The organism is Nitrospirillum guaranorum (assembly GCF_034653275.1).
Taxonomy (GTDB): Bacteria; Pseudomonadota; Alphaproteobacteria; order Azospirillales; family Azospirillaceae; genus Nitrospirillum.
Window position 1 is genome coordinate 1,827,748 of sequence record NZ_JAYEES010000004.1, and the last position, 20,982, is coordinate 1,848,729.

The window sequence follows — 20,982 nt, forward strand, 5'->3', positions numbered from 1 at the left end:
TGGACGGACGCGACGTCCTGATGCGACAAAGGTTCCCTGGCGGGATCGGCCGGGGCTCCCATGCCCCCGGCCTGTTGGGGGACGAGGGATGGCCTTGGGCTTGCGGCGGCGCCTGTTGCTGCTGCTGATCGGTACGACCGTGCCTTTCTTCCTGTTGCTGCTGGGCGAAAGCCGGGCCCGGCGGGACGAGGCCGTCGCCGCCGTCGAGGCCCAGGCCGTGGAACTGGCCCGCATGGCGGCGGACGAACAGGAACGCCTGCTGGACCAGGTGCGTCGGCTCAGCCTGGGTTTCGCCCAGCACTCCGCCCTGCTGCCCACGGACCAGTGCGTCGACGACGCCCGCATCCTGAAGGCGTCCCAGCCCTGGGTTTCCAACATCCATGTGGTTTTGCCCGACGGCTCGGTCATCTGCTCGTCGGCGGACCAGCCGTGGTCCAATTACAGCGACCGCGAGTATGTGCGCCAGGCCTTCGAAACCGGTCGGGCCAGCACCAGCGACTATGTGTTCGGGCGGCCCAGCAACCGCGTCATCCTGGGCACCGCCCAGCCGGTGTACCGGGCCGGCGCGTCGGCGGGTGCTGGCAAGCCGGACGCCCTGGTGCTGGCCGGCCTCAGCATGGATTGGATCGAGAAGACGGGCGCCCGGTTCACCCACGACGGCTCCCTGTTCCTGTTGGTGGACCGTACCGGCACGGTGCTGGCCCGCATCCCTGAACAGCGGGATCTGGTGGGGCGTAATTTCAAGGATGATCCCTTCATCCAGGCGGTGCTGAACGGGCCGGCGGACCGGGGGGAATTCGTCACCCTGGACGGGGTGGACCGGCTGGTGGGCATAGCCGCCCTGCCCAGCAGCGGCGCGCACGTCGTGGTGGGGGCGGATCGTGCCGCCGTCCTGGCCCCCATCCTGGCCGACCAGCGGCGCACCCTGGCCTTTGGCGGCGTGGCCGCCCTGTGCGCCCTGCTTCTGGGCTGGGTGGGGGTGGAGGCGACGGTGCTGCGCGGCGTGCTGGCCCTGCGCCACGCCGTGTCCCGCCTGGCCGCCGGCGACAGGGGCGTGCGCGCCGCCATCGCGCCCGGCACGGCGGAGTTCGCGGAGCTGGCCCGGTCGTTCAACCATATGGCGGCGGCCCTGGACCGGCACGAGCGCGAGATCGCGCAGCGCGAGGCCCAGTTCCGCGACCTGACGGAGGTGTCCAGCGACTGGTTCTGGGAAACCGATCCGGAGGGGCGCTTCACCCAGATGTCCCAGGGTGTCGGCAGCCTGGGCATCCCCGCCGGCCATTTCCTGGGCCGTACCCGCCGCGACTTCGCGGTCGACCCCGACAGTTCCGAATTCCAGGCCTATGAGGAATTACTGGCGGCGCGGCAACCCTTCCGCAACCTGACCTACAGCCTGTACGGCGAGGACGGGGCGCTGCGTCACGTTGTGGTCAGCGGCAAGCCCTTTTTCGACGAGGCCGGGGCGTTCCGGGGCTTTCGCGGATCGGGGCGCGACCGTACCCACCAGGTGGCGGCGGAAGAGCGCCTGCGCCTATTGCAATCGGTGGCGGTGCACGCCACCGATGGCATCATGATCACCGAGGCCGACGCCCTGGATGAGCCCGGTCCGCGCATCATCTTCGTCAATGAGGCCTTCACCACCGTCACGGGCTTTTCCTGGGATGAGGCGGTGGGCCATTCCCCCCGCTTCCTGCAGGGGCCGCTGACCGACAGGGCGGCGCTGGACCGCATCCGCCAGGCGCTGGCGGCAGGGGAACCGGTGCGCCAGCGCCTGCTGAACTATACCCGCGACCGACGCCCCTTCTGGGTCGACCTGGCCATCTTCCCGGCGCGGGTGGGCACCCGCGTCACCCATTACGTCGCCCTGTTGCGCGACGTGTCGGACCAGGTGGCCGCGACCCTGCATCTGAACGCCCAGGTGACGGAGCTGGAGGCGGCGCGCGCCACCCTGCAGGCTCAGCGGACCCTGCTGGACAACGTGCTGAACGCCTCGCTGGACGGGGTCTTCGCCTATGACACCATCCGGGACGAAAACTTCGACATCAGGGACTTCCGCTTCGAGCTGGTCAACGTCACCGCCGAGAAGATGGCCGGCCGCTCCGCCCACGACCTGGTGGGCCGGGGCCTGAAGGAGCTGTTCCCCGATCTTGCGGCCGGTGGCCTGTTCGACCGCTATGTCGAGGTGGTGGACACGGGCCGCGCCGCCACCTTCGAATACCACCGCGACGAGGATGGGCGCTGGTTCCGCATCACCGCCGTGCCCTGGGGGCGTGGCCTGGTGGTGACCCTGTCCGATATCACGCGGGAGAAGAAGCGCGAGGGCGATCTGGCCGCCTTGGCCGATGACCTGGCCGGCGCCAAGCAGGCGGCGGAGGCGGCCAACCGTGCCAAATCCGACTTCCTGGCCAATATGAGCCATGAGATCCGCACGCCCATGAACGGCATCATGGGCATGACCCAGATCCTGCTGGGCACCGCGCTGGCGACGGAGCAGCGCGCCTATGCCGAGGCCATCCACGACAGCGCCCAGGCCCTGCTGAACATCATCAACAACATCCTGGACATCTCCAAGCTGGAGGCCGGCAAGGTCGAGTTGGAGATGGTGGACTTCGTCCTGGACGAGGTGGTGGAGGGCGTGGTGGCCCTGCTGACGCCCCAGGCGCGGGAAAAGGGGCTGGACCTGGCCGTCACCGTGGCGCCGGAGGTGGCCGGCGCCTATCGCGGCGACCCTACCCGCCTGCGCCAGGTGCTGCTGAACCTGATGGGCAACGCCGTCAAGTTCACGGCCGAGGGCCGCGTCAGCCTGGCGGTCACGGCCGCCCCCGCCGACGGCGGCGGCGACCCGGCGGACGGACGCCGCCGCCTGCGCTTCGCCGTCACCGACACCGGAGTGGGCATGGACGCGGACCAGCAGGGCCGCCTGTTCGAGAAATTCACCCAGGCCGACACCTCCATCAACCGGCGCTATGGCGGCACCGGCCTGGGCCTGGTGATCTCGCGTGAGCTGGTGCGCCTCATGGGCGGCGGCATCACGCTGGATAGCGCGCCGGGCGCCGGCTCCACCTTCGCCTTCACCATCCCGCTGAGGCCGTCCAGCGTGCAGGTGGCCCGCCGCGCCGCCGCCGTGGCGGCGCTCAGCGGCCTGCGCACCCTGGTGGTGGGGGCCAGTGGGGTGGGGGGCGGCGGGTTGGTGAAGGCCCTGGAACGCCTGGACCTCATGGTGACGTCGGTGGCGGATGCGGACGCCGCCATGGCGCAAGGGGCGGCGGATGAGGCCTGGGCCTTCGACATCGTGGTTATCGCCGAGCCCCCCTCCGATGCCGCCGTCGGCGGGGACGGCCCCACCCTGGCCGCCCGGCTGCGGACGCTGCCCCGGGTGGCGGCGGCCAAGATGGTGGTGGCGACCGGCCGGCCGCGGGTGGCCGAGGCCGACACGGCGGTGGACGGCGTGCTGACCCAGCCGGTGCGGCCGCCCGCGCTGCGCGCCCTGCTGCTGCGCCTGTTCGGCGGCGGCGAGGGGACGATGGGGGCGGAGGCGGACGGCCCGCTGGCGCGCGACCAGGGCGCCCGGGGACTGGGCCGCCGCCTGCTGCTGGTGGATGACAACATGGTTAACCGATCCGTGGCCCGCATCATGCTGGAACGCGACGGTTACACCGTGGACATGGCGGAGGACGGCCAGGCGGCGGTGGCCGCCTGCCGGACCACGGCCTATGACCTGGTGCTGATGGACGTGCAGATGCCGGTGATGGACGGGGTGACCGCCACGCAGGTGCTGCGCCGCGACCTGGGCCTACGCCACCTGCCCATCCTGGCCATGACCGCCAACGCCATGGTGGGCATGCGCGAGGAATACCTGGCCGCCGGCATGGACGACTACGTCTCCAAGCCCTTTGACCAGCAGCAGTTCCTGGACACGGTGGCGCGCTGGGTGGCCAGCGGCGCCGACCATGCCGCCGGCCCTGTGCCCGACGCGGACGCCGCGCCGCCGGCGGACCCGATGGCGCAGGACGACGCCAGCTTGGCCCGCCTGGACCCCGCCGTGCTGGCCGGGTTGCAGGCCATCGTGCCGCCGGCGGACTTCCAGGTGCTGGTGGAGAATTTCGTCGACCATGGCCTGGCCCGAGTGCGGCGCATCCAGGCCCTGGCGGAGGCGTCGGACCTGCCGGGCCTGCGGGCCGAGGCGCATGATCTCATCTCCACCGCCGGCAACGTCGGCCTGGTGGGGCTGCAGGCGCTGGGCCGCCAGATGCACGACGCCTGCGCCGACAACGACTTGCCGGCCGTACGCGCCTTGGCCGCCCGTGTCGGCCGCGCCGGCCCCGGTGCCTGGACGGCGCTGGGCGAACGGTTTATCGGTAAGGCGGTGGAGGCGGCGGGCGACTGAGCCGCGAGGAATGCCGGCAGGAAAGCATGAGCAAGGGCGCCATCGTATTCGCGGAGGATGAACCGGGATTGCGGGCCATGATCGGCGCCCTGCTGAAGGCCGGCGGTTACACCCCCGTGCCCGTGTCCGACGGCGCCCAGTGCCTGCGGATGCTGAGCCAGGTGCAGCCGCGCGCCCTGCTGCTGGACATCACCATGCCCACGCTGGATGGATTGCAGACCTTGAGGGCGGTGCGCGGCAGCCACGCCCTGTCCATGGTGCCGGTCATCATGGTCACCAGCCATGCCGAGGCCGAGGTGTTGCAGGAGGCTCTGCGCAACGGCGCCGCCGGCGTCATCCTGAAGCCTTTCAAGGCCGAGGAATTCATTCCCCGCATGGAACGCTGCATCGCCCAGGCGCGCGGGCGGCGATAGGCCGTGGCTTGGCCGCCGTGGATTGGTACAGTGTCGCCGACGCGTCGGCGATCATGAAAGGCAGGAGATGAGCGTGACGGCAGGGGACCAGGCGGCAACCGCGCTGGATGAGGCGGCGATCGGCCGTTGGCGGGATCGCATACGCCAGACCACCTTCGCCAATTATCATTTCGAGATGGGCATCGCCCTGCTGATGGGCGGCGACGCCCAGGCGGCCCACGGCGCCCTGCAACGGGCCGTGGAGATCCAGCCGGATCTGGCCATCCTGTATCCCCTGCTGGCGTGGACGGAGGAGCGGCTGGGCCAGGCCGAGGCCGCGCGACAGCGGCAGGCCGACCTGCAGGCGCGCGCGCCGGCCTTGTGGCTGGACGGTTGCGCCAACCTGTCGGCCCGCCTGCTGAAGGGCGGCAAGGCGGAAGGCGTGGCGTGGGCGCGCCGTTTCGTGGAGCTGGCGCCCGCCACCGACATCCGCGTGCCGGCGCTGGCCGGCCTGGCGGCCCACGTCGAAGGGCGCGTCGCCGACGCGCTGGCCGCCTGGGCGCACACCTTGACGGTGGCGAGTGACATCCCGGCCAGTTCGGCCGACGACCTGGCGAGCGCCCTGGCCGACGTCTCCAACACCCTTTTCGCGCAGTGGCAGGACGATCAGGTACGGCGGACGGAACTGGCGCTGGCGGCCGCGCGGGTCGCCAGCCGGCTGGTTCCCAGCCGCCAGGATTTGCGCTTCCAGATCATCCGCTGCCTGGTGCGGCTGGTGCGCCCGCAGGAGGCGGTGCCCGAGATCGAGGGCTACGTCGCCTTGGTGGGCGCGGCCGCCGGGGATGACAAGAACCTGCTGCTGCAATGGGGCATGCGCGACTTGGCCGCCGGCGACCTGGCGGCGGCGGAGGAGCATTTCAGCCGCTGCGCCCAGGTCGATACCGGCTGGGCCCTGCCGGAAAGCCACCGCGCCCTGGTGGCGCTGCGCCGGGGCGACGCGGCCCAAGCGGCGGTCCACGCCCAGGCGGGCTGCGCCCGCGAACCGCGCAACTACTTCGCCAACCAGTGCCGCGGCCTGGTGGAATTTGAGACGGGGGCCCAGGCCCCGGCTGTTGCCAGCCTGAAGCAGGCCAGCGCCCAGGCGCCCAACCAGCCGCTGGCCAAGCTGCTGTTGGCCATGGTGCTGGACGGTGCCGGCCAGGGGGCCGAGGCGGTGGCCGCCTATCGCGAGGCCGACGCGGAAGGGGGCGCGCTGATGCACCGACAGTTGGCCCTCTACCCGCCCGCCTATCAGGACCGTGTGGCCAAGCTGGCGCAAAAGGCGGGCTGATCCGGTCACGCCTTGATCAGGTGCTCCAGGGCCGCCACCACCCGGTCGACATCGCCGTCGGTCATGGCGGGGAACAGGGGCAGGGACAGGCAGGCGCCATACCAACCGTCGGCGCCGGGCAGGTCCAGGCGCCCATAGCGGGCGCGGTAATAAGGCTGGTGGTGCACCGGGATGTAATGCACCTGGCTGCCCACGCCCTGGGCCTTCAGCGCCGCCATGACGGCGGCGCGGTCCCGGCCCAGGGCCGCGAAGTCGATCAGCACGACGTAAAGGTGCCAGGCCGGGGCGCCGCCGCTGCGCCCCGCGTGGCGGATGACAGGGGCCAGGGGCGCCAGGCGTTCATCGTACCGCGCCACCATCTCCGCCCGCCGGCGGACAAAGCGGTCCAGCTTGCCCAACTGGCTCAGGCCCAGGGCGGCGTGGATGTCGGTCAGGCGGTAATTGTATCCGGGCGCCGGCATTTCGTAATACCAGGGGTTGGCGCCGCCATCGGCGCCGAAGGCCGCCGTCCTGTCCTGGAAGGCCGCCGGATCCCGCACCATGCCATGGCTGACATCGCGGCGCAGGCTGCGCGCCAGGGCGTCGTCACTGGTCGTGACCATCCCCCCTTCGCCGGCGGCGATGGTCTTCACCGGGTGGAAGGAGAAGCAGGCCATGGCGGAGCGGTCGCAGGCGCCGATGGCCACGGTGTCCCCGGCCCGGCCGGCGCGGCGGCTGCCCACGGCGTGGCAGGCGTCCTCGATGATGGCCAGGCCGCGCGCCTGGGCCAGGTCGGCCAGGGCGTCCAGGTCCGCCGCCTGGCCGGCGAAGTGCACCGGCGCCAGGGCGCGCACCCGCCAGCCGGCGGCCTCGGCCCGGGCGATGGCGGCCTCGGCGTCCGCCGCGCCCATCAGGCCGGTTTCAGGATCGACATCGGCGAAGGCCACCTCCGCCCCGCAATAGCGGGCGGCGTTGGCGGTGGCCAGGAAGGTGACGCTGGGCACCACCACGGCGTCGCCGGGTTGCAGGTCCAGCGCCATGCAGGCCAGGTGCAGCGCCGCGGTGCCATTGGCGCAGGCGATGGCGTGGCGGGCGCCCACCGCTTCGGCGAAGGCCTGCTCGAACCGGGTGACCGTGGGTCCCTGCGTCAGCCAGTCGCCGCGCAGCACGGCGGTGACGGCGGCGATGTCGTCTTCGTCGATGGCCTGCCGGCCGTAGGGCAGATAGGGCGGCGAAGACGGGGAACCGGCAGCCATCACGGCCTCTGCAGCAACACGGCCAGGCGTTCGGGGGTCAGCCAGTCGGTGTTGCTGTCGCTGCGATAGCTGAAACCGTCGGGCACCGGCTTGGCCCCCAGCTTGACGTAGGCCTGGCGGGTCCACCAGTTGAAGGCCGGCTCGATGACATAGCGATCCTCCATCTCGAAGGTCTGGCGGCTATCGTCCTCGGTGATCATGACCTCGTGCAGCTTTTCGCCGGGGCGGATGCCGATGACCTTGTGCGGCAGGTCCGGGGCCATGCAGCGGGCCAGGTCGCCCACCCGCATGCTGGGAATCTTGGGCACATAAATCTCGCCGCCCTGCATCATGCCGAAGCAGGACGCCACGAACTCCACCCCATGCTGCAGGGTGATCCAGAAGCGCGTCATGCGCTCATCCGTGATGGGCAGTTCGCCGGCGCCCTCGGCGATCAGCCGGCGGAACAGCGGGATGACGCTGCCGCGCGACCCCACGACGTTACCGTAGCGCACGACGGCGAAGCGGGTGCCCACCGACCCCGACAGGTTGTTGGACGCCACGAAGATCTTGTCGGACGCCAGCTTGCTGGCGCCATACAGGTTGATGGGGCTGGCGGCCTTGTCGGTGGACAGGGCGATGACCTTCCGCACGCCCGCCGCCAGGGCCGCGTGCACCACGTTCTCCGCCCCGTAGATGTTGGTGCGGATGCATTCGATGGGGTTGTACTCCGCCGTCGGCACGTGCTTCAGGGCGGCGGCGTGGATGCAGTACTCGACCTCGCGCATCGCCATTTCCAGGCGGGACCGGTCGCGCACGTCGCCGATGAAGAAGCGCAGCACGCCCTCGTGGGCCACGCCCAACTGCTGCTGCATCTCATACTGTTTGAACTCATCGCGGGAGAAGATGATGATCCGCCGCGGCTTGGCGTGTTCCAACAGATAGCGCACGAACTGGCGGCCGAAGGAACCGGTGCCGCCGGTGATCAGGATGGATGCGCCGTTGAAGTCGGCCAGGGCCGATTTAAGGAACCTCGACGTCATGTCTGCCCCCGCCGCCGGTGGAATCGTCCCCCCGGGCCTGAAAGATCGCGGAGATCGCCCGGAGAGGACGGTCGCCGGATGGTCGGGGGGAGTATAGCGCCAACATCCCGGCAAGTATCAACAATCTGTGTGGTTTATGTAATCACCCCACAACTGCTATCCTAACGGGGTGGTTACACGGGGTGGGCCGTTCCGTTGGCGGTGGAACGGTGGTTAAACCTCCGAACAATGTCCCAGACAGGTGATGAATGGTCCATGGCGGCGCCGGCACGGGTGCGAAGGGCGACCGACAGGCTGGCGGGCAGGTCGCCGGCCTGCTGGCCCAGGCCATGGACCGGCACCGCGTGGGCGACCTGGCGGGGGCGGAGGCGCTGTACCGCCGTATCCTGGCCCTGGATCCGTCACAGGCCGACGCGCTGAACCTCTGCGGGGTGGCCTGCCACCAGCAGGGGCGCTCGGCCGAGGGGCGCGCTTTGCTGGAACGGGCGCTGGCCGCGCGGCCGGACGACCAAGGCGCGTTGGAAAACCTGGGCCTGCTGCTGGTGCAACAGGGGGACGCGGCGGCGGCGGTGCCCCTGTTGCGGCACACCCTGCGCCTGTATCCCCGCAGCGTTTCCGCCTGGATGTCCCTGGGCTTGGCCTATGCCGAGCTGAAGGATCTTTCGGCGGCCATGGCCGCCTATCACAGCCTGCTGGACATCGCGCCCCACCATGTGCCCGCCCTGCTGAACCTGGGTGACCTGATGCGCCAGCGCTATGACGGCGAGGGGGCGGAAATCATGGCCCGCCGTCTGTTGGCGCTGGAACCGGCCAATCCCGCCGGCCACATGTCCTTGGCCAACGCGCTTCAGGTCGTGGGCGATCTGCCGGGGGCGGAGGCCGCCTTCACCCGCGCGCTGGACCTCGATCCCCAGGATCCGGCCCCGCGCTACAACCGTTCCTACGTGCGGCTGGCCATGGGCCGGCTGCCGGACGGCTGGGCCGATTACGCCAGTCGTTTCGCTACCGGAAATATCCAGCCTTGGCGTTATCCTGACCGCCCGCAGTGGGCGGGTGACCCCCTGAACGGGCGCCGCCTCATGCTGTGGCGGGAACAGGGGCTGGGCGATGAGTTCATGTTCTCCCCCCTCATGTCCCGGCCCTCCGCGCGGCGCTGGGCGGGGCGACCGGCGGGGTCGTCGTCATCCTGACGGAACCCCGGCTGATCGGCCTGATGTCCCGCTACCTGCGGCGCGAGGTGCCGGATCTGGCTGACCGGGTGGAACTGCGGCCCGAGCCGCTGGGCGGCGACGATTTCGACGTGCACTTGCCCGCCGGCGGCCTGCCCGGCCTGTTCGGCGCCCGCCTGCGTGATTATGCCGGGCGGGCCGGCGGCTGGCTGGTGGCCGATCCCCCGGCGGTGGCGCACTGGCGCCAACGCCTGGCCGACCTGGGCCCGGGGCTGAAAATCGGCATGTGCTGGACCTCCGGCATCAAGGCGCCGCACCGCGACCCCAATTACCTGGGGCTGACGCGGTGGGCGCCACTGCTGTCCCTGCCCGGCATCACCTGGGTCGATCTGCAATACAGTGATGTCACGGCGGAGCGGCAGGCCGCGGCGGCGGAGGGGCTTCGCCTGCCGCACCGTTTCACCGACCTGGACCAGCGCCACGATATCGAGGGCGTGGCCGCCCTGATCTCCGCCCTGGACATGGTCATCACCGCCCCGACCTCGGTGGGCGAGCTCGCGGGGGCCCTGGGCGTGCCCATCTGGCGCATGGAATTGCCGGACGACTGGTCCATGCTCGGCACCCGGGTGCGGCCCTGGTACCCGGCCATGCGCATCTTTCCGGCGGCGACCGTGGCCGATGCCCTGGACCAGGTGCGGACGGCCCTGCTGGTGCTTGCTGGTTTCGATATCGAAATAAATATCCATGAGGCCGCGCCGCAGGCGGCGTCCCGCCCCCCGACCTGCCGACCCTGGCCCAGGCCTACGACCTGTTGACGGCCGGCCGGGCGACAGAGGCGATGGCCGCCCTGGACGCGCTGATCGCATGGGGCGAACTGGCGCCGGCAGCCCGGGGCCAGGCGCTGCACCTGCTGGGACTGGCGCGCTTCCAGGGGGGCGATGCGGCCGGAGCGGTGCCCGCCATCGTCCAGGCCCTGGCGCTGTTGCCGCCGGAGCAATCGGCCATGCCGGCCAACAACCTGGGCAACGTCCTGCGTCAGCTGGGCCGCCTGACCGAGGCGGAGGCCGCTTACCGGCGGGCGCTTGCGCAGGACCCGGCCCTGGCGGCGGCGGCATCCAACCTGGGGGCGCTGCTGCGTGACCGGGGCGACCTGGCGGGGGCGGAGGCGGCGCTGCTGCACGCCTTGCGGCTGGCACCCGACCGGGCGGAAACGCTGGTCAACCTGGCGGGCACGCTGACGGCCCTGGGGGCGCCGTGGCAGGCGGAATCCCTGGCCCGCCGGGCGGTGGCCCTGGCGCCGGGAATGGCGCATGCGCACGGCAACCTGGGCACCGCCCTGGTGGCCCAAGGCCGCCTGGCGGACGGAACGCGCCACCTGGCCGCGGCCGAGGCGCTGGACGCCGCGCAGCCCCTGATCCAGTTCAACCTGGGCCTCGCCCGCCTGGCGCAGGGGGATCTGGCGGCGGGCTGGCGGGGCTATGCCCGCCGCGACCTGGGCGGGGCGGCGGCCGGCCCGCTGCCGGCGCCGCCGTGGCGGGGGCAGGATTTGGCGGGGCGCACCCTGCTGGTGCGGCGCGAACAGGGCCTTGGGGATGAGCTGCTGTTCGCCAGCCTCTACCCCGACCTGGCGGGACAGGTGGGCCGGCTTGTCATTGACTGCGACCGGCGCCTGGCCGCGCTGTTCAGCCGCGCCTTTCCCGGGGCCGTCATCGCGCCGGCGGGCCGAACGCTCGATGGTGGCGACGCCCCGGTGCCCGACGCCGCCCTGTCGGCGGGCGACCTGCCGGCCCTGCTGCGGCCGGATCTGGCCAGTTTCATCGGGGGGCCGGCGGCCTATCTGACCGCCGACCCGGGGTTGGCGGCGCTGTGGACCGGCCGCCTGGCGGCGCTGGGCCCGGGGCTCAAGGTGGGTGTGTGCTGGCGCAGCGGCTTGCGGACGGAGGAACGCGGCCGGTTGCTGTACCCGCAGCTGGATGAGTGGGACCCGCTGCTGCGGCTGCCGCATGTGCACTTTGTCAGCCTGCAGTATGACGGCGCGGCGGCGGAGCCCGAGCTGGCGGCGGCAGAGGCGCGGCTGGGCATCCGCATCCGCCGCTGGCCCGACCTGGATTTGCGCGATGACCTGGACGGCGTCGCGGCCTTGATCAGCGGCCTGGACCTGGTGGTGACGGCCGGCACCGCCGTGTCGGAACTGGCCGGCGCCTTGGGCGTGCCGTGCTGGCGGCTGGGCGCCACCTTCGAATGGACCCGGCTGGGCAGCGGGGCGCGGCCCTGGTTCCCGGCGCAATGGCCCGTCTTTCCGCCGGAGGCCGAGGTCATCGGCGTGGTGCTGCCGCACCTCGCCTGGCGGCTGGCCGACTTGGCCCGGACCACCATTGCCGATGGCTTCGCGTCCTCGCCCCCGGCACCGACACCCGACCTGCTGTACGCCGAGGGCCTGGCGGCGCGCGACGCGGGCCGGGTGGACCTGGCCGTGGAGAGGCTGGGCCAGGCGGCGGACGCCGGCCATGCCGGCGCCCTGACGGCGCTGGCCGGTCTGCTGCGACGGGAGGAGCGCTGGGCGGCGGCGGCTGACCGCTATCGCCAGCTGCTGCGCCTGCGCGGCGACAATGCCGAGGCCCTGTCCGGCCTGGGCCTCGCCCTTCAGGGCTTGGGCCAGGGGGCGGACGCCCTGCGCTGTCACGACCGGGCGGTACAGCTGGCGCCCGACCGGGCGGCCCTGCATGCCAATCGCGGCCTGACGCTGACCGCGCTGGGCGATGATGCCGGGGCCGCCGAGTCCCAGCGCCGGGCGACGGAGGTCGAGCCTGGCTGGATCGGCGGCTGGGTCAACCTGGGCGTCGCGCTGACCCGGCTGAACCAGGCCGACGCCGCGCTGGAGGCCTTCGACCGGGCGCTGGCGATTGAGCCTGGGTCGGCGGCGGCCTTGATGGGGCTGGCCAACCTGCACCAGTTGCTGGGCAATCCCGGGGCCGCCGTCGTCCACCTGCGCGCCGTGCTGGCGTCGCAGCCCGATGATGCGGACACCCACCTGAACCTGGGCCGGGCCCTGTGCGACCTACGCCTGTCGGAGGAGGCGCGCGAGCATTACCGCCGCGCGCTGGCGCTGCGTCCCGGCTGGGCCAAGGCCCGGGTGAACCTGTCCATGCTGGCGCTGGAGCTGGGTGACCTTGAGGCCGGCTGGCGCGACTATCCCGCCCGCTTCGCCGTGCCCGACAGCACGGCCCGGCGGGACCTGGTGTTGCCGGCCTGGACCGGTGGCGACGTGCGGGACCGCGCCCTGCTGGTGTGGGGCGAACAGGGCCTGGGCGATGAAATCCTGTTCGCCAGCTGCCTGCCCGGTCTGCTGCCCTGGTTGGGCGCGCGCGGTTGCCGCCGCCTGGTGGTGGAGGTGGACGCCCGGCTGGTCAGTCTGCTGTCCCGGGCGCTGGAGCCTCAGGCGCCGGCGGGTCTGGAGCTGGTGGTGCGTGGCCGCACCGACACCCCGCGCGACGCCGACATGCATGTGCCCCTGGGCGGCCTGCCGGCCCTGTTGCGCCGCGCGCTTGGGGACTTTCCGGCGGAACCGCCGGTCTGGCTGCGTCCCGATCCGCAGCGGGCGTCGTTCTGGCGTGGCCGGCTGGCCGGCTTGGGGCCTGGCCTCAAGATCGGCCTGTGCTGGCGCAGCGGCCTGCGCAGCCTGGGTCGGCACAACCTGTATCTGACCCTCATGCAGATGGCGCCGCTGCTGACCGTGCCCGACGTCCATTTCGTGGTGTTGCAGTACGACGCCCATGCCGGCGACGCGGTGGCGGAAATGGCGGAGGTCGCCGCCGCCACCGGCGTGCCCCTGCACCTGTGGGATGACCTCGACCTGCGGAACGATCAGGATGGGGTGGCGGCGCTGATGGCGGGGCTGGACCTGGTGGTGTCGGCCGCCACGGCGGTGGGTGAGCTGTCGGCGGCCTTGGGCGTGCCCACCTGGCGTTTCCAGCACATGCCCGCCTGGGCGGCGCTGGGCACCGGCGCGCGGCCGTGGTTCCCGGCGCAGCGCCAGTGGTTTTCCGGCTGGGGCCCGCCGGAGGTGGTGGTGCCGGCCATGCGCGCGGCGCTGCTGCGCCTGAGGGCGGAGGCGGCGCCCACCCCCCCGATGGACATGGGGGCCACGGTGGAGGCCGGCATGGCCGCCCATCGCGCCGGTGATTTGGCGGGGGCGGAGGCGGCCTACCGGGCGGTGCTGGCGCGGGCTCCCGGGGATGTCGACGCCCTGCATCTGCTGGGCGTGGTGATGGTGCAGGACGGCCGGGTGGACGAGGGGGTCGCCCTGCTGCGCCGCGCGGTGGCGGCGGACCCCACCTTCGCCCAGGCCCACAACAGCCTGGGCGGCGCCCTGCGGGCCGCCGGCGATTTGCCCGGCGCCCTGGCGGCGTTCAGCCGCGCCACGGACCTGGCGCCGGACTATGCCGAGGCCTGGGGCAACCTGGCCGGCGTCCAGGCCGAGAGGGGGGCCTGGGACGCGGCGCTGGCGGCGGCGGATCGCGCCGTGGCGCTGCGTCCCGGTTACGCCAAGGCTCTGGTCGAGCGGGCCCGTGCCCTGGCCGGCCTGCGCCGCACGGCGGAGGGCCTGGCCGCCGCGCGGGCCGCCGTGGCGGCGGAGGAGACGCCGTACACCCTGACCAATCTGGGCCTGGCCCTGGGGACGGAGGAGATGTGGGGCCCGGCGCGGACGTGCCATGAACGGGCCCTGGCCCTGGACCCCGGCTATGTCGAGGCCGCCAACAACCTCGCCCTGACCTGGCTGGGTGAACGCGGCCCCACGCGGGACGCCATCCGCCGGACCCAGGGCCGGGCCAGGGTGGGATTCCAGCGGGCGCTGGCCCTGCGGCCGGACTTTCCCTCCGCGCGCTACAATCTGGCCGTCCTGGACCTGGCCGAAGGGCGGCTAGCGGCCGGCTGGTCCGGCTACCAGGCCCGCTTCGACGCCGGCCAGGCCCTGCCCGATCGTCGCTTCCCCCAAGCCCGGTGGCAGGGGGAGGCGCTGGGCCGCCGCCGCCTGCTGGTATGGCGGGAACAGGGCCTGGGCGATGAGCTGCTGTTCGCCAGCCTCTACCGCGACCTGATCGCCGCCCATCCCGAGGCCAGCTTCGTCCTGGAGTGCGATGCCCGGCTGGCGGGCTACTTCACCCGCGCCTTCGGGGGGCCGGGCCAGGATAGGGTGACGGTGGCGCCGGACTTCATCACCGCCGCCGCCGCTGGCGCCGACCTGCACATCCCCGCCGGCGGCCTGGCCCAGCTGCTGCGGGGCGGCCTGGGCGCCTTCACGGGCCAGGCCTATCTGGCGCCCGACCCGGCGCGCCTTGCCGCCTGGCGGGCGCGGGTGGACGCGCTGGGGTCGGGCCTGCGCGTGGGCCTGTGCTGGCAAAGCATGGTCCGCGATCTGGACCGCGACAGTGCCTATACCCGCCTGGCCGACTGGGCGCCCCTGCTGCGCCTGCCGGGCGTCATCCCGGTGATGCTGCAATATGGCGAGGTCGAGGAGGAGGTGCGCGCGGTGGAGGCCGCCCTGGGCGTGACGCTGCACCGCTGGGCCGACACCGACCTGCGCCAGGATCTGGAGGCGGCGGGCGCCCTGACCGCTTGCCTGGATTTGGTGGTCACCGCCCCCACCTCCGTCGGCGAATTGGCGGGCGCCCTGGGCGTGCCGGTCTGGCGGGTGGGGACGCGCATGGACTGGTCCATGCTGGGCACCGCCGTGCGGCCCTGGTTCGCCGCCATGGCGGTGGTGCCGGCCCCGGCCGATGGCCGCGCCGCCGACACGGTGGCGACGGTGGTGGCCGCCGTGGATCGACTGCGCGGCGGGGCGCTTCCGCCCCCGCAGCCGCCCCCTTCCGATGTGGACGGCCCGCTGGCCGCCGCCGCCGCGCGCCACGAGGCGGGTGACGCCGCCGGCGCCCTGCCGCTGTACCGCGCCGTGCTGGACCATCAGCCGGACCAGCCGGTGGCCCTGCACCTCCTGGGCTTGGCCCTGGCGCAGCTGGGCCGGGCGGAGGCGGGTTTGCCCTTCCTGCGCCAGGCGGTCGAGGTGGCGCCCGGCTACGCCGCCGCCCAGTCCAACCTGGGCAACGTGCTGCAGACCCTGGGCCGCGTCGCGGAGGCCGAGAGCCATTACCGCCTGGCCCTGGACGCGGAGCCGGACCGGCCCGACGTCCTGACCAACCTGGGCAACGCCCTGCTGGCCCAGGGGCGCGCGGCGGAGGCGGCGGCCTGCCAGGAACGGGCCCTGCGCTTGGCGCCGGACCTGGCGGCGGCCGCGTCCAACCTGGGCACCGCCCTGCTGGCGCTGGACCGCCCGGCGGCGGCCATCGACGCCTTCCGCCGGGCGCTGGGCGGCGCCCTGCTGCCGCACGAGGTGCCGGACACCCGGGATCCCGTGATCATCGACGCCCTCTGCGGCCTGGGCGAGGCCCTGCGCCGCGACGGCCACATCTTCGCGGGGCCGCCTTGGTTGGAGCGGGCGGTGGCCCTGGCGCCCGAGCAGGCGACGGCGTGGAACAACCGGGGCCGCTGCCTGAACGATGCCGGCCGCTATGCCGCCGCCGGCGACAGCTACGCCCGCGCCATCGACCTGGATCCGGCCCTGGCCACGGCGCGGTTCAACCGCGGCCTGGTCGATTTGCAACTGGGCACCCTGGACCGGGGCTGGCAGGGCTATGCCTGGCGCTTCGCGGCCGAGGACAAGGGCGGCGCCCCCCGCTTCGACCGGCCGGCCTGGCGCGGGGAAAGCCTGGCCGGCTGCACCCTGCGGGTGTGGCACGAACAGGGACTGGGGGATGAGTTGCTGTTCGCCAGCCTTTATCGGGCCCTGGCCGCGCGGGCGGCCAGCCAGGGGGCCACGGCCGTCCTGGTGGAATGCGACCCGCGCCTGGCCGGTTTGTTGGCGCGCAGCTTTCCCACCCTACGTTTCCTGCCTCGGCCGCGCCGGCAAGGGGCGGCCGCGCTGGAACCGGCGGGCGCCGACCTGGTGGTGGCGGCCGGCGACCTTGCCGCCCTTCTGACGCCGGCGCTGGCGGATTTCGCCGGTGATGGCGGGGCGGGCTATCTGCTGGCCGATCCGGGGCGGGTGACCCATTGGCGGGGCCGGCTGGCCGACATGGCGCGGGGCCCGGCCCTGGTGGTGGGCATCGCCTGGCGCTCCGGCCAGCTCAGCACCGAACGTTCGCGGGCTTATTCCACGCTGGCCCAGTGGCGGCCCATCCTGTCCCTGCCGGGGATCAGGGCGGTCAGCTTGCACTACCAGGCGGCGGTGGAGGAGATCGCGGCGCTGAAGCGCGACCACGGCCTGACGGTCCACCGCTTCGCCGACGCCGACCTGCGCGACGACCTTGAGACGGCGGCGGCCCTGACGGCCGCCTGCGACCTGGTCATCAGCGCCGCCACGGCGGTGGGGGAGATGGCCGGGGCGGTGGGCACCCCCTGCTGGCGCTTCGCCTCGCGCGACTGGACGACGCTGGGCACGCCGGTGCGGCCGTGGTTCCCGTCGCACCGCCTGTTCGCGCTGGAGAAATACCAGTTGGAACCCGCGCTGGCACTGGAGGCCATGGCCATACGGTTACGGGGGTTGATGGGGTGAACCCGGGTCAGCGCCCGGCCGGAATGTCCCATTCCTGCAGGGTGCGGCTGGGCGCGTCGCCGTCGTCGAAGCCGTGGATGGCGACGTGGGTACGGCCGCTGCGGTAGGCCCAGACCTCGGCCCAGGCGTACAGGCGGTCCATCTCCCCCGTGCCGCCGGCTTTGACCGCCGCCAAGGGCGACCCGCCCGACCCGATGATCACCTGCCAGGCCTGCCCGCCCTGCGCCTTGGTCGGCTGCCAGGCGTGGAAGATGTGCTCATGCCCGCAGAAATAGGTGGCGTGGTGGCGTTCCACGATCTGCCAGAAGGTGTCGCGCATGACCTCGCCGCCCGTCTCCAGGCCGGTTTCCTTCTCGGCCTTGCCCGCCTTCTCCTTGGGGACGGGGAAATCATAGTTGTAGGCCATCTTGTGGCCGAAAACGTAGAGGTGGGTGGCGCCGCGCGCCTGCGCCGCCGTGAGGTCCGCCTCCAGCCAGGCGATGGGCGCGGTGCCGTCGGCGCCGCTGGGGTCGGTGTTGATGACGGCGATGTGCACCGGGCCGGTGTCGAAGCTGTAGGTCAGCTGGCGCTGGTCGCTGGTGATTCGGTCGGTGCCGATGGCTGGCGTGTTGTCCACCGACCAGTGGGTGGCGGGCATGCCCGTCAGGCGCTGCCACAGCGGTGCGTCCAGCACCAGGTCGCCCATGTTGGCGCGCCACGCGTCCTCGTTGGCGGTGTTGGCCAGCTTCAGGGTCTTGCCGTTGGGCTGCTTGACCTTGCTTTCCGTTTCATGGTTGCCGGCCACGGGCAGGACGTAGGTGCCCGTTTCCATCAACGGCGCCATCATGCCGCGCCAATAGGCGTATTCCCGGTCCAGCAGCGGCCGGTCGGCGGTGTAGCCCATGACCATATCGCCCAGGAAGATGAAGGCCTGGGCGTGGACCGCCTGCACCTCGCGGCCGATGCGGGCCAGCTGCCGCGTCGCCTGCAGGAAGGGGGCGTCGTGCATCGTCAGGCGCGGGTCTTCCGGATCCTGGCGGCTGTCGCCCACCGTGGCGAAATGGAAGACCACCGGGTCATCGGCGGGCGCCGCCCAGGCGGCTGGGGCGGCGGGCAAGGCGGTGGACAGGCAGGCGCCGGCAAGCGCCAGCAGGCGGGCGGGGCGGATCATGGGGGGAATCCTGCAAAAAGGGAAAAGGGGGCGACCAGGCGGCCGCCCCCGACGGTCGCGGTGAGGCTCAGTACTTGACCTGGATGGTGCCCTGGATCTGGCGCCCGGCCTGGAAGGTGTAGAGGCCGCCGCCGTAGGTGGTGATGGCCCGGTCGTTGGCCAGGTTGAAGGCCGCCAGCTTCAGCCGCACCATGCCGAAATCGTAGGAGATCGAGGCATCGGTGGTGGTGTACTCGGGGATCTCCCACGCCTGGCCCGGCGCCAGGAAGGTGCCGTCGGCGGTGGTGGTGGCGGTGTTGCCGTTGTAGGCGACCACCTGGCGGCCCACCTGCTTGCGGCTCAGCGACATCTGCCAGGGGCCCTGGTTGAACAGCACGCCCACGGCGTCCGTCCACTTCGGCACCTTGGTCAGGCCCTGGTGCGCCGTCAGGTCCTTGGCGGCGTTGATGGAACCGTTGACGAAGAAGGTCACGCCATTGTCGAAGCTGTAGGCCGCCTGGCCTTCCACGCCGCTGTACCGGGCGTTGCCGGCGTTGACGTAGAACTGGCCGGTGGGATCGGCGATCGACAGGTTGGTGACGTCGATCTTGTAGATGTCGGCGTCGACCGTGACGTTGTCGCGGCTCCACACCGCGCCCAGCTGATAGTTGGTGGTTTCCTGCGGCTTCAGGGCGTTCAGGTCCAGGTTGTTGACGTACAGCGTGGACAGGGACGGGATCAGGAAGCCAGTGGCGTACTGGGCGTAGACCGCCACCTCCGGCGTGATCTTGTAGTTGGCCGTCAGGAACTTCAGCGTCTTGTCATAGACGTTGTCGCCGTGCAGCGGTCCGCGGGTGAAGTTGGTGACGCCGCTGTTCTCCATGGCGGCGTCCACGGTGCGGTCGAAGTTCACATACTTGACGCCCGGGGTGATGGTCAGCCGCTCGATGGGGCGCAGCTCGAAATCCGCGAACAGCTGGTATTGGAACCACGAGCTGTCCTCCAGCGTCTTGACGTTGGAGACGTTGGCCACCACCGGCTTGGTCAGGCTGGAATATTTCAGGTCGTCGATGCCCTGGGTCAGATCCTGCAGCAGGTTGTGCCGGTCGGTGCTGGAGGTTTCAACCAGGCCGCCCACCTTCAGGGTGCCGAAGGTCCAATCCTTGTTGCCGCGCAGGATGTCGCCAAAGACGCGATAGCGGTTGCCCTTGCTGTAGCCGCCAATGTCGGTCTTGGGCAGCTTCTTGTTGCCGGGGGCGGAGGTGTTGGCGGCGCCCACCAGGCCGGTGACGTCGTTCACCGATTCCGTCTGGTTGGAATAGAAATTGGTGTAGGCGTCGTTGTCGATGCTATAGCCGTCGCCCAGGTCGCCCTTGATGTTGATATAGTCGAAGTCGCTGGATTTACGCTGCTGGTTATACTTGTAGTAATGCTCGTCGTTGGGGTTGTCGTTCAGGGCGAAGTCCTTGCCGTAGGCGACGACCTGGGCCCAGGTCTCGCCGGGGCCGGCGTCGGACTGGTAGAAGTGGGTGCGGTTGTGGGTGGCGAACAGCGTCGCCTGCCATGTCTCGCTGATTGGCACCTGGATCTTGATCAGCTGGTTCTGTGCCTCGCCGCTGGAGAAGCTCAGCTCGCCGTCCGACTGGCGCTCATCGAAGTTCAGCAGGATCTTGGTGCCGCCCAGGTCGTCCAACTTGCCGGTCTGGATGGTGGAGACGAAGTTCTGGGTGTTGAACGACCCGAAGGTGATTTTCTGCGACAGGCCGAACTGGTCGTCCACGGTGGGCGAGAAATAGTGGATGGCGCCGCCGAAGTTGGCTTGGCCCAGGTCGCCGGCGGCCCCCGGACCGCGATCCACCACGGCCGACCCGATGGTGGACGCGGGGAAGTACGAGGCGGGGTGATGCGTCGGGTCGTTGGTGTCGCCGAAGGCCATGCCGTCATAGGTGATGTTGTACTGGCCATCGGCGAAGCCGCGCAGGGTGACCTTGTTGGTTTCGCCCACGCCGCCGCCGTTGGAGGCGATGCCGCCGATGCTGGGCGCGATCAGGACGGTGGTGGTGAAATCGCCGGTCTCGGGCGTCGCCTGCTCGATATAGCGACGGCTGATGATGGATTTCGGCTGGCTCTGGTCCAGCGACGCCTTCACGGGCGCCTCGGCGGCGGCGCGGTTGCGCTCCGCCTCGATCAGGATGGTGTCCACGTCCACACCTTCCGACCCGGTGCCGGCGCTGGAGCGGCTGGCACCCCCGCCCGTGTCCCCATTGGCGCCGGCGTCCACGGCGGCACCGGCGGGTGCCGCCCAGGCCCCGCCGGCCCAGGCCCCGCCCACGGCGCTGCCGGCCAACAAGGCGGCGCGGAGGAAACGGCGGCTGCTTCTTGTTTTGTTGAACATTTTTCGGCTCCCCATGAAAAACGTGGCGCTTCACTAGGTTTCGCGCCTTGGGGCTGCACGTTAAATTTTGGTTGACTGTTTATTTCGGTATTATTACCGGAAAAGAAGTTGTCCTCGGCTTTGGCCGATTAACGACATCGTTATAAATTAAACATTCTGTTATTTTTGATGCGACGGACGCGAGAAGCCGGCGGAACCACTTGATTCTTGTCGGCCTGGCCTTGGGACCGATCGTCGTTTGACATGAACTCCGGAAGCGGATCCAGCTTTATACTGATAATGATTTTCACGACGCACGGGCGGACCCGCTGCGC

10 protein-coding genes are annotated in these 20,982 nt (G+C 71.3%); 6 read left to right on the forward strand and 4 right to left on the reverse strand.

From position 1 onward, the window contains the following. Positions 1 to 88: 88 nt before the first annotated feature. The 3 genes from UAJ10_RS29690 to UAJ10_RS29700 all read left to right on the forward strand — a co-directional run bounded on the left by UAJ10_RS29690 (position 89) and on the right by UAJ10_RS29700 (position 6,109). Positions 89 to 4,387 (forward strand): ATP-binding protein, encoded by a 4,299-nt coding sequence (locus tag UAJ10_RS29690; RefSeq protein ID WP_322919022.1) that lies wholly within the window; start codon positions 89 to 91, stop codon positions 4,385 to 4,387. 26 nt (positions 4,388 to 4,413) lie between these two features. Next, complete coding sequence (locus UAJ10_RS29695) at positions 4,414 to 4,800, forward strand: response regulator (RefSeq protein ID WP_322919023.1); 387 nt, start codon at positions 4,414 to 4,416, stop codon at positions 4,798 to 4,800. Positions 4,801 to 4,867: 67 nt separating this feature from the next. After that, the gene (locus tag UAJ10_RS29700) at positions 4,868 to 6,109 is read left to right on the forward strand and encodes a tetratricopeptide repeat protein (protein ID WP_322919024.1); all 1,242 of its coding nucleotides are present in this window, start codon (positions 4,868 to 4,870) and stop codon (positions 6,107 to 6,109) included. A gap of 5 nt (positions 6,110 to 6,114) precedes the next feature. Here UAJ10_RS29700 and pseC read toward each other — a convergent pair whose 3' ends face one another. Beyond that, on the reverse strand, positions 6,115 to 7,344 hold the full coding sequence (gene pseC, locus UAJ10_RS29705; protein ID WP_322919025.1) for a UDP-4-amino-4,6-dideoxy-N-acetyl-beta-L-altrosamine transaminase: 1,230 nt from the start codon (positions 7,342 to 7,344) through the stop codon (positions 6,115 to 6,117). After that, the gene (gene pseB / locus UAJ10_RS29710) at positions 7,344 to 8,366 is read right to left on the reverse strand and encodes a UDP-N-acetylglucosamine 4,6-dehydratase (inverting) (RefSeq protein WP_322919026.1); all 1,023 of its coding nucleotides are present in this window, start codon (positions 8,364 to 8,366) and stop codon (positions 7,344 to 7,346) included. The genes pseC and pseB overlap by 1 nt, the downstream gene beginning before the upstream one ends. Positions 8,367 to 8,614: 248 nt before the next feature. Here pseB and UAJ10_RS29715 point away from each other — a divergent pair, with 248 nt between their 5' ends. Genes UAJ10_RS29715 through UAJ10_RS29725 form a run of 3 tightly spaced genes read left to right on the forward strand, consistent with a single transcriptional unit; the run spans position 8,615 to position 17,144 of the window. Then, positions 8,615 to 9,556: a tetratricopeptide repeat protein gene (locus UAJ10_RS29715; RefSeq protein ID WP_322919027.1), complete on the forward strand. Its 942-nt coding sequence runs from the start codon at positions 8,615 to 8,617 to the stop codon at positions 9,554 to 9,556. Between the two features lie 23 nt (positions 9,557 to 9,579). Next, on the forward strand, positions 9,580 to 10,350 hold the full coding sequence (locus tag UAJ10_RS29720) for a glycosyltransferase family protein (RefSeq protein ID WP_322919028.1): 771 nt from the start codon (positions 9,580 to 9,582) through the stop codon (positions 10,348 to 10,350). A 23-nt stretch (positions 10,351 to 10,373) separates the two neighbouring features. Then, on the forward strand, positions 10,374 to 17,144 hold the full coding sequence (locus UAJ10_RS29725) for a tetratricopeptide repeat protein (protein WP_322919029.1): 6,771 nt from the start codon (positions 10,374 to 10,376) through the stop codon (positions 17,142 to 17,144). Positions 17,145 to 17,151: 7 nt separating this feature from the next. On the opposite strand, the gene UAJ10_RS29730 is transcribed toward UAJ10_RS29725, so the two are convergent. Both UAJ10_RS29730 and UAJ10_RS29735 read right to left on the reverse strand, forming a co-directional pair. Then, positions 17,152 to 18,294, reverse strand: coding sequence for a metallophosphoesterase family protein (locus tag UAJ10_RS29730; RefSeq protein ID WP_322919030.1), 1,143 nt, complete (start codon positions 18,292 to 18,294; stop codon positions 17,152 to 17,154). A 67-nt stretch (positions 18,295 to 18,361) separates the two neighbouring features. Continuing rightward, the gene (locus UAJ10_RS29735; RefSeq protein WP_322919031.1) at positions 18,362 to 20,668 is read right to left on the reverse strand and encodes a TonB-dependent receptor; all 2,307 of its coding nucleotides are present in this window, start codon (positions 20,666 to 20,668) and stop codon (positions 18,362 to 18,364) included. Positions 20,669 to 20,982: the final 314 nt, after the last annotated feature.

Bases quoted from the DNA above. Each gene is read 5' to 3' on its own strand.
- UAJ10_RS29690 (WP_322919022.1), top strand. From the start codon at position 89: ATGGCCTTGGGCTTGCGGCGGCGCCTGTTGCTGCTGCTGATCGGTACG.
- UAJ10_RS29695 (WP_322919023.1), top strand. From the start codon at position 4,414: ATGAGCAAGGGCGCCATCGTATTCGCGGAGGATGAACCGGGATTGCGG.
- UAJ10_RS29700 (WP_322919024.1), top strand. From the start codon at position 4,868: ATGAGCGTGACGGCAGGGGACCAGGCGGCAACCGCGCTGGATGAGGCG.
- pseC (WP_322919025.1), bottom strand. From the start codon at position 7,344: ATGGCTGCCGGTTCCCCGTCTTCGCCGCCCTATCTGCCCTACGGCCGG.
- pseB (WP_322919026.1), bottom strand. From the start codon at position 8,366: ATGACGTCGAGGTTCCTTAAATCGGCCCTGGCCGACTTCAACGGCGCA.
- UAJ10_RS29715 (WP_322919027.1), top strand. From the start codon at position 8,615: ATGGTCCATGGCGGCGCCGGCACGGGTGCGAAGGGCGACCGACAGGCT.
- UAJ10_RS29720 (WP_322919028.1), top strand. From the start codon at position 9,580: ATGTCCCGCTACCTGCGGCGCGAGGTGCCGGATCTGGCTGACCGGGTG.
- UAJ10_RS29725 (WP_322919029.1), top strand. From the start codon at position 10,374: ATGGCCGCCCTGGACGCGCTGATCGCATGGGGCGAACTGGCGCCGGCA.
- UAJ10_RS29730 (WP_322919030.1), bottom strand. From the start codon at position 18,294: ATGATCCGCCCCGCCCGCCTGCTGGCGCTTGCCGGCGCCTGCCTGTCC.
- UAJ10_RS29735 (WP_322919031.1), bottom strand. From the start codon at position 20,668: ATGTTCAACAAAACAAGAAGCAGCCGCCGTTTCCTCCGCGCCGCCTTG.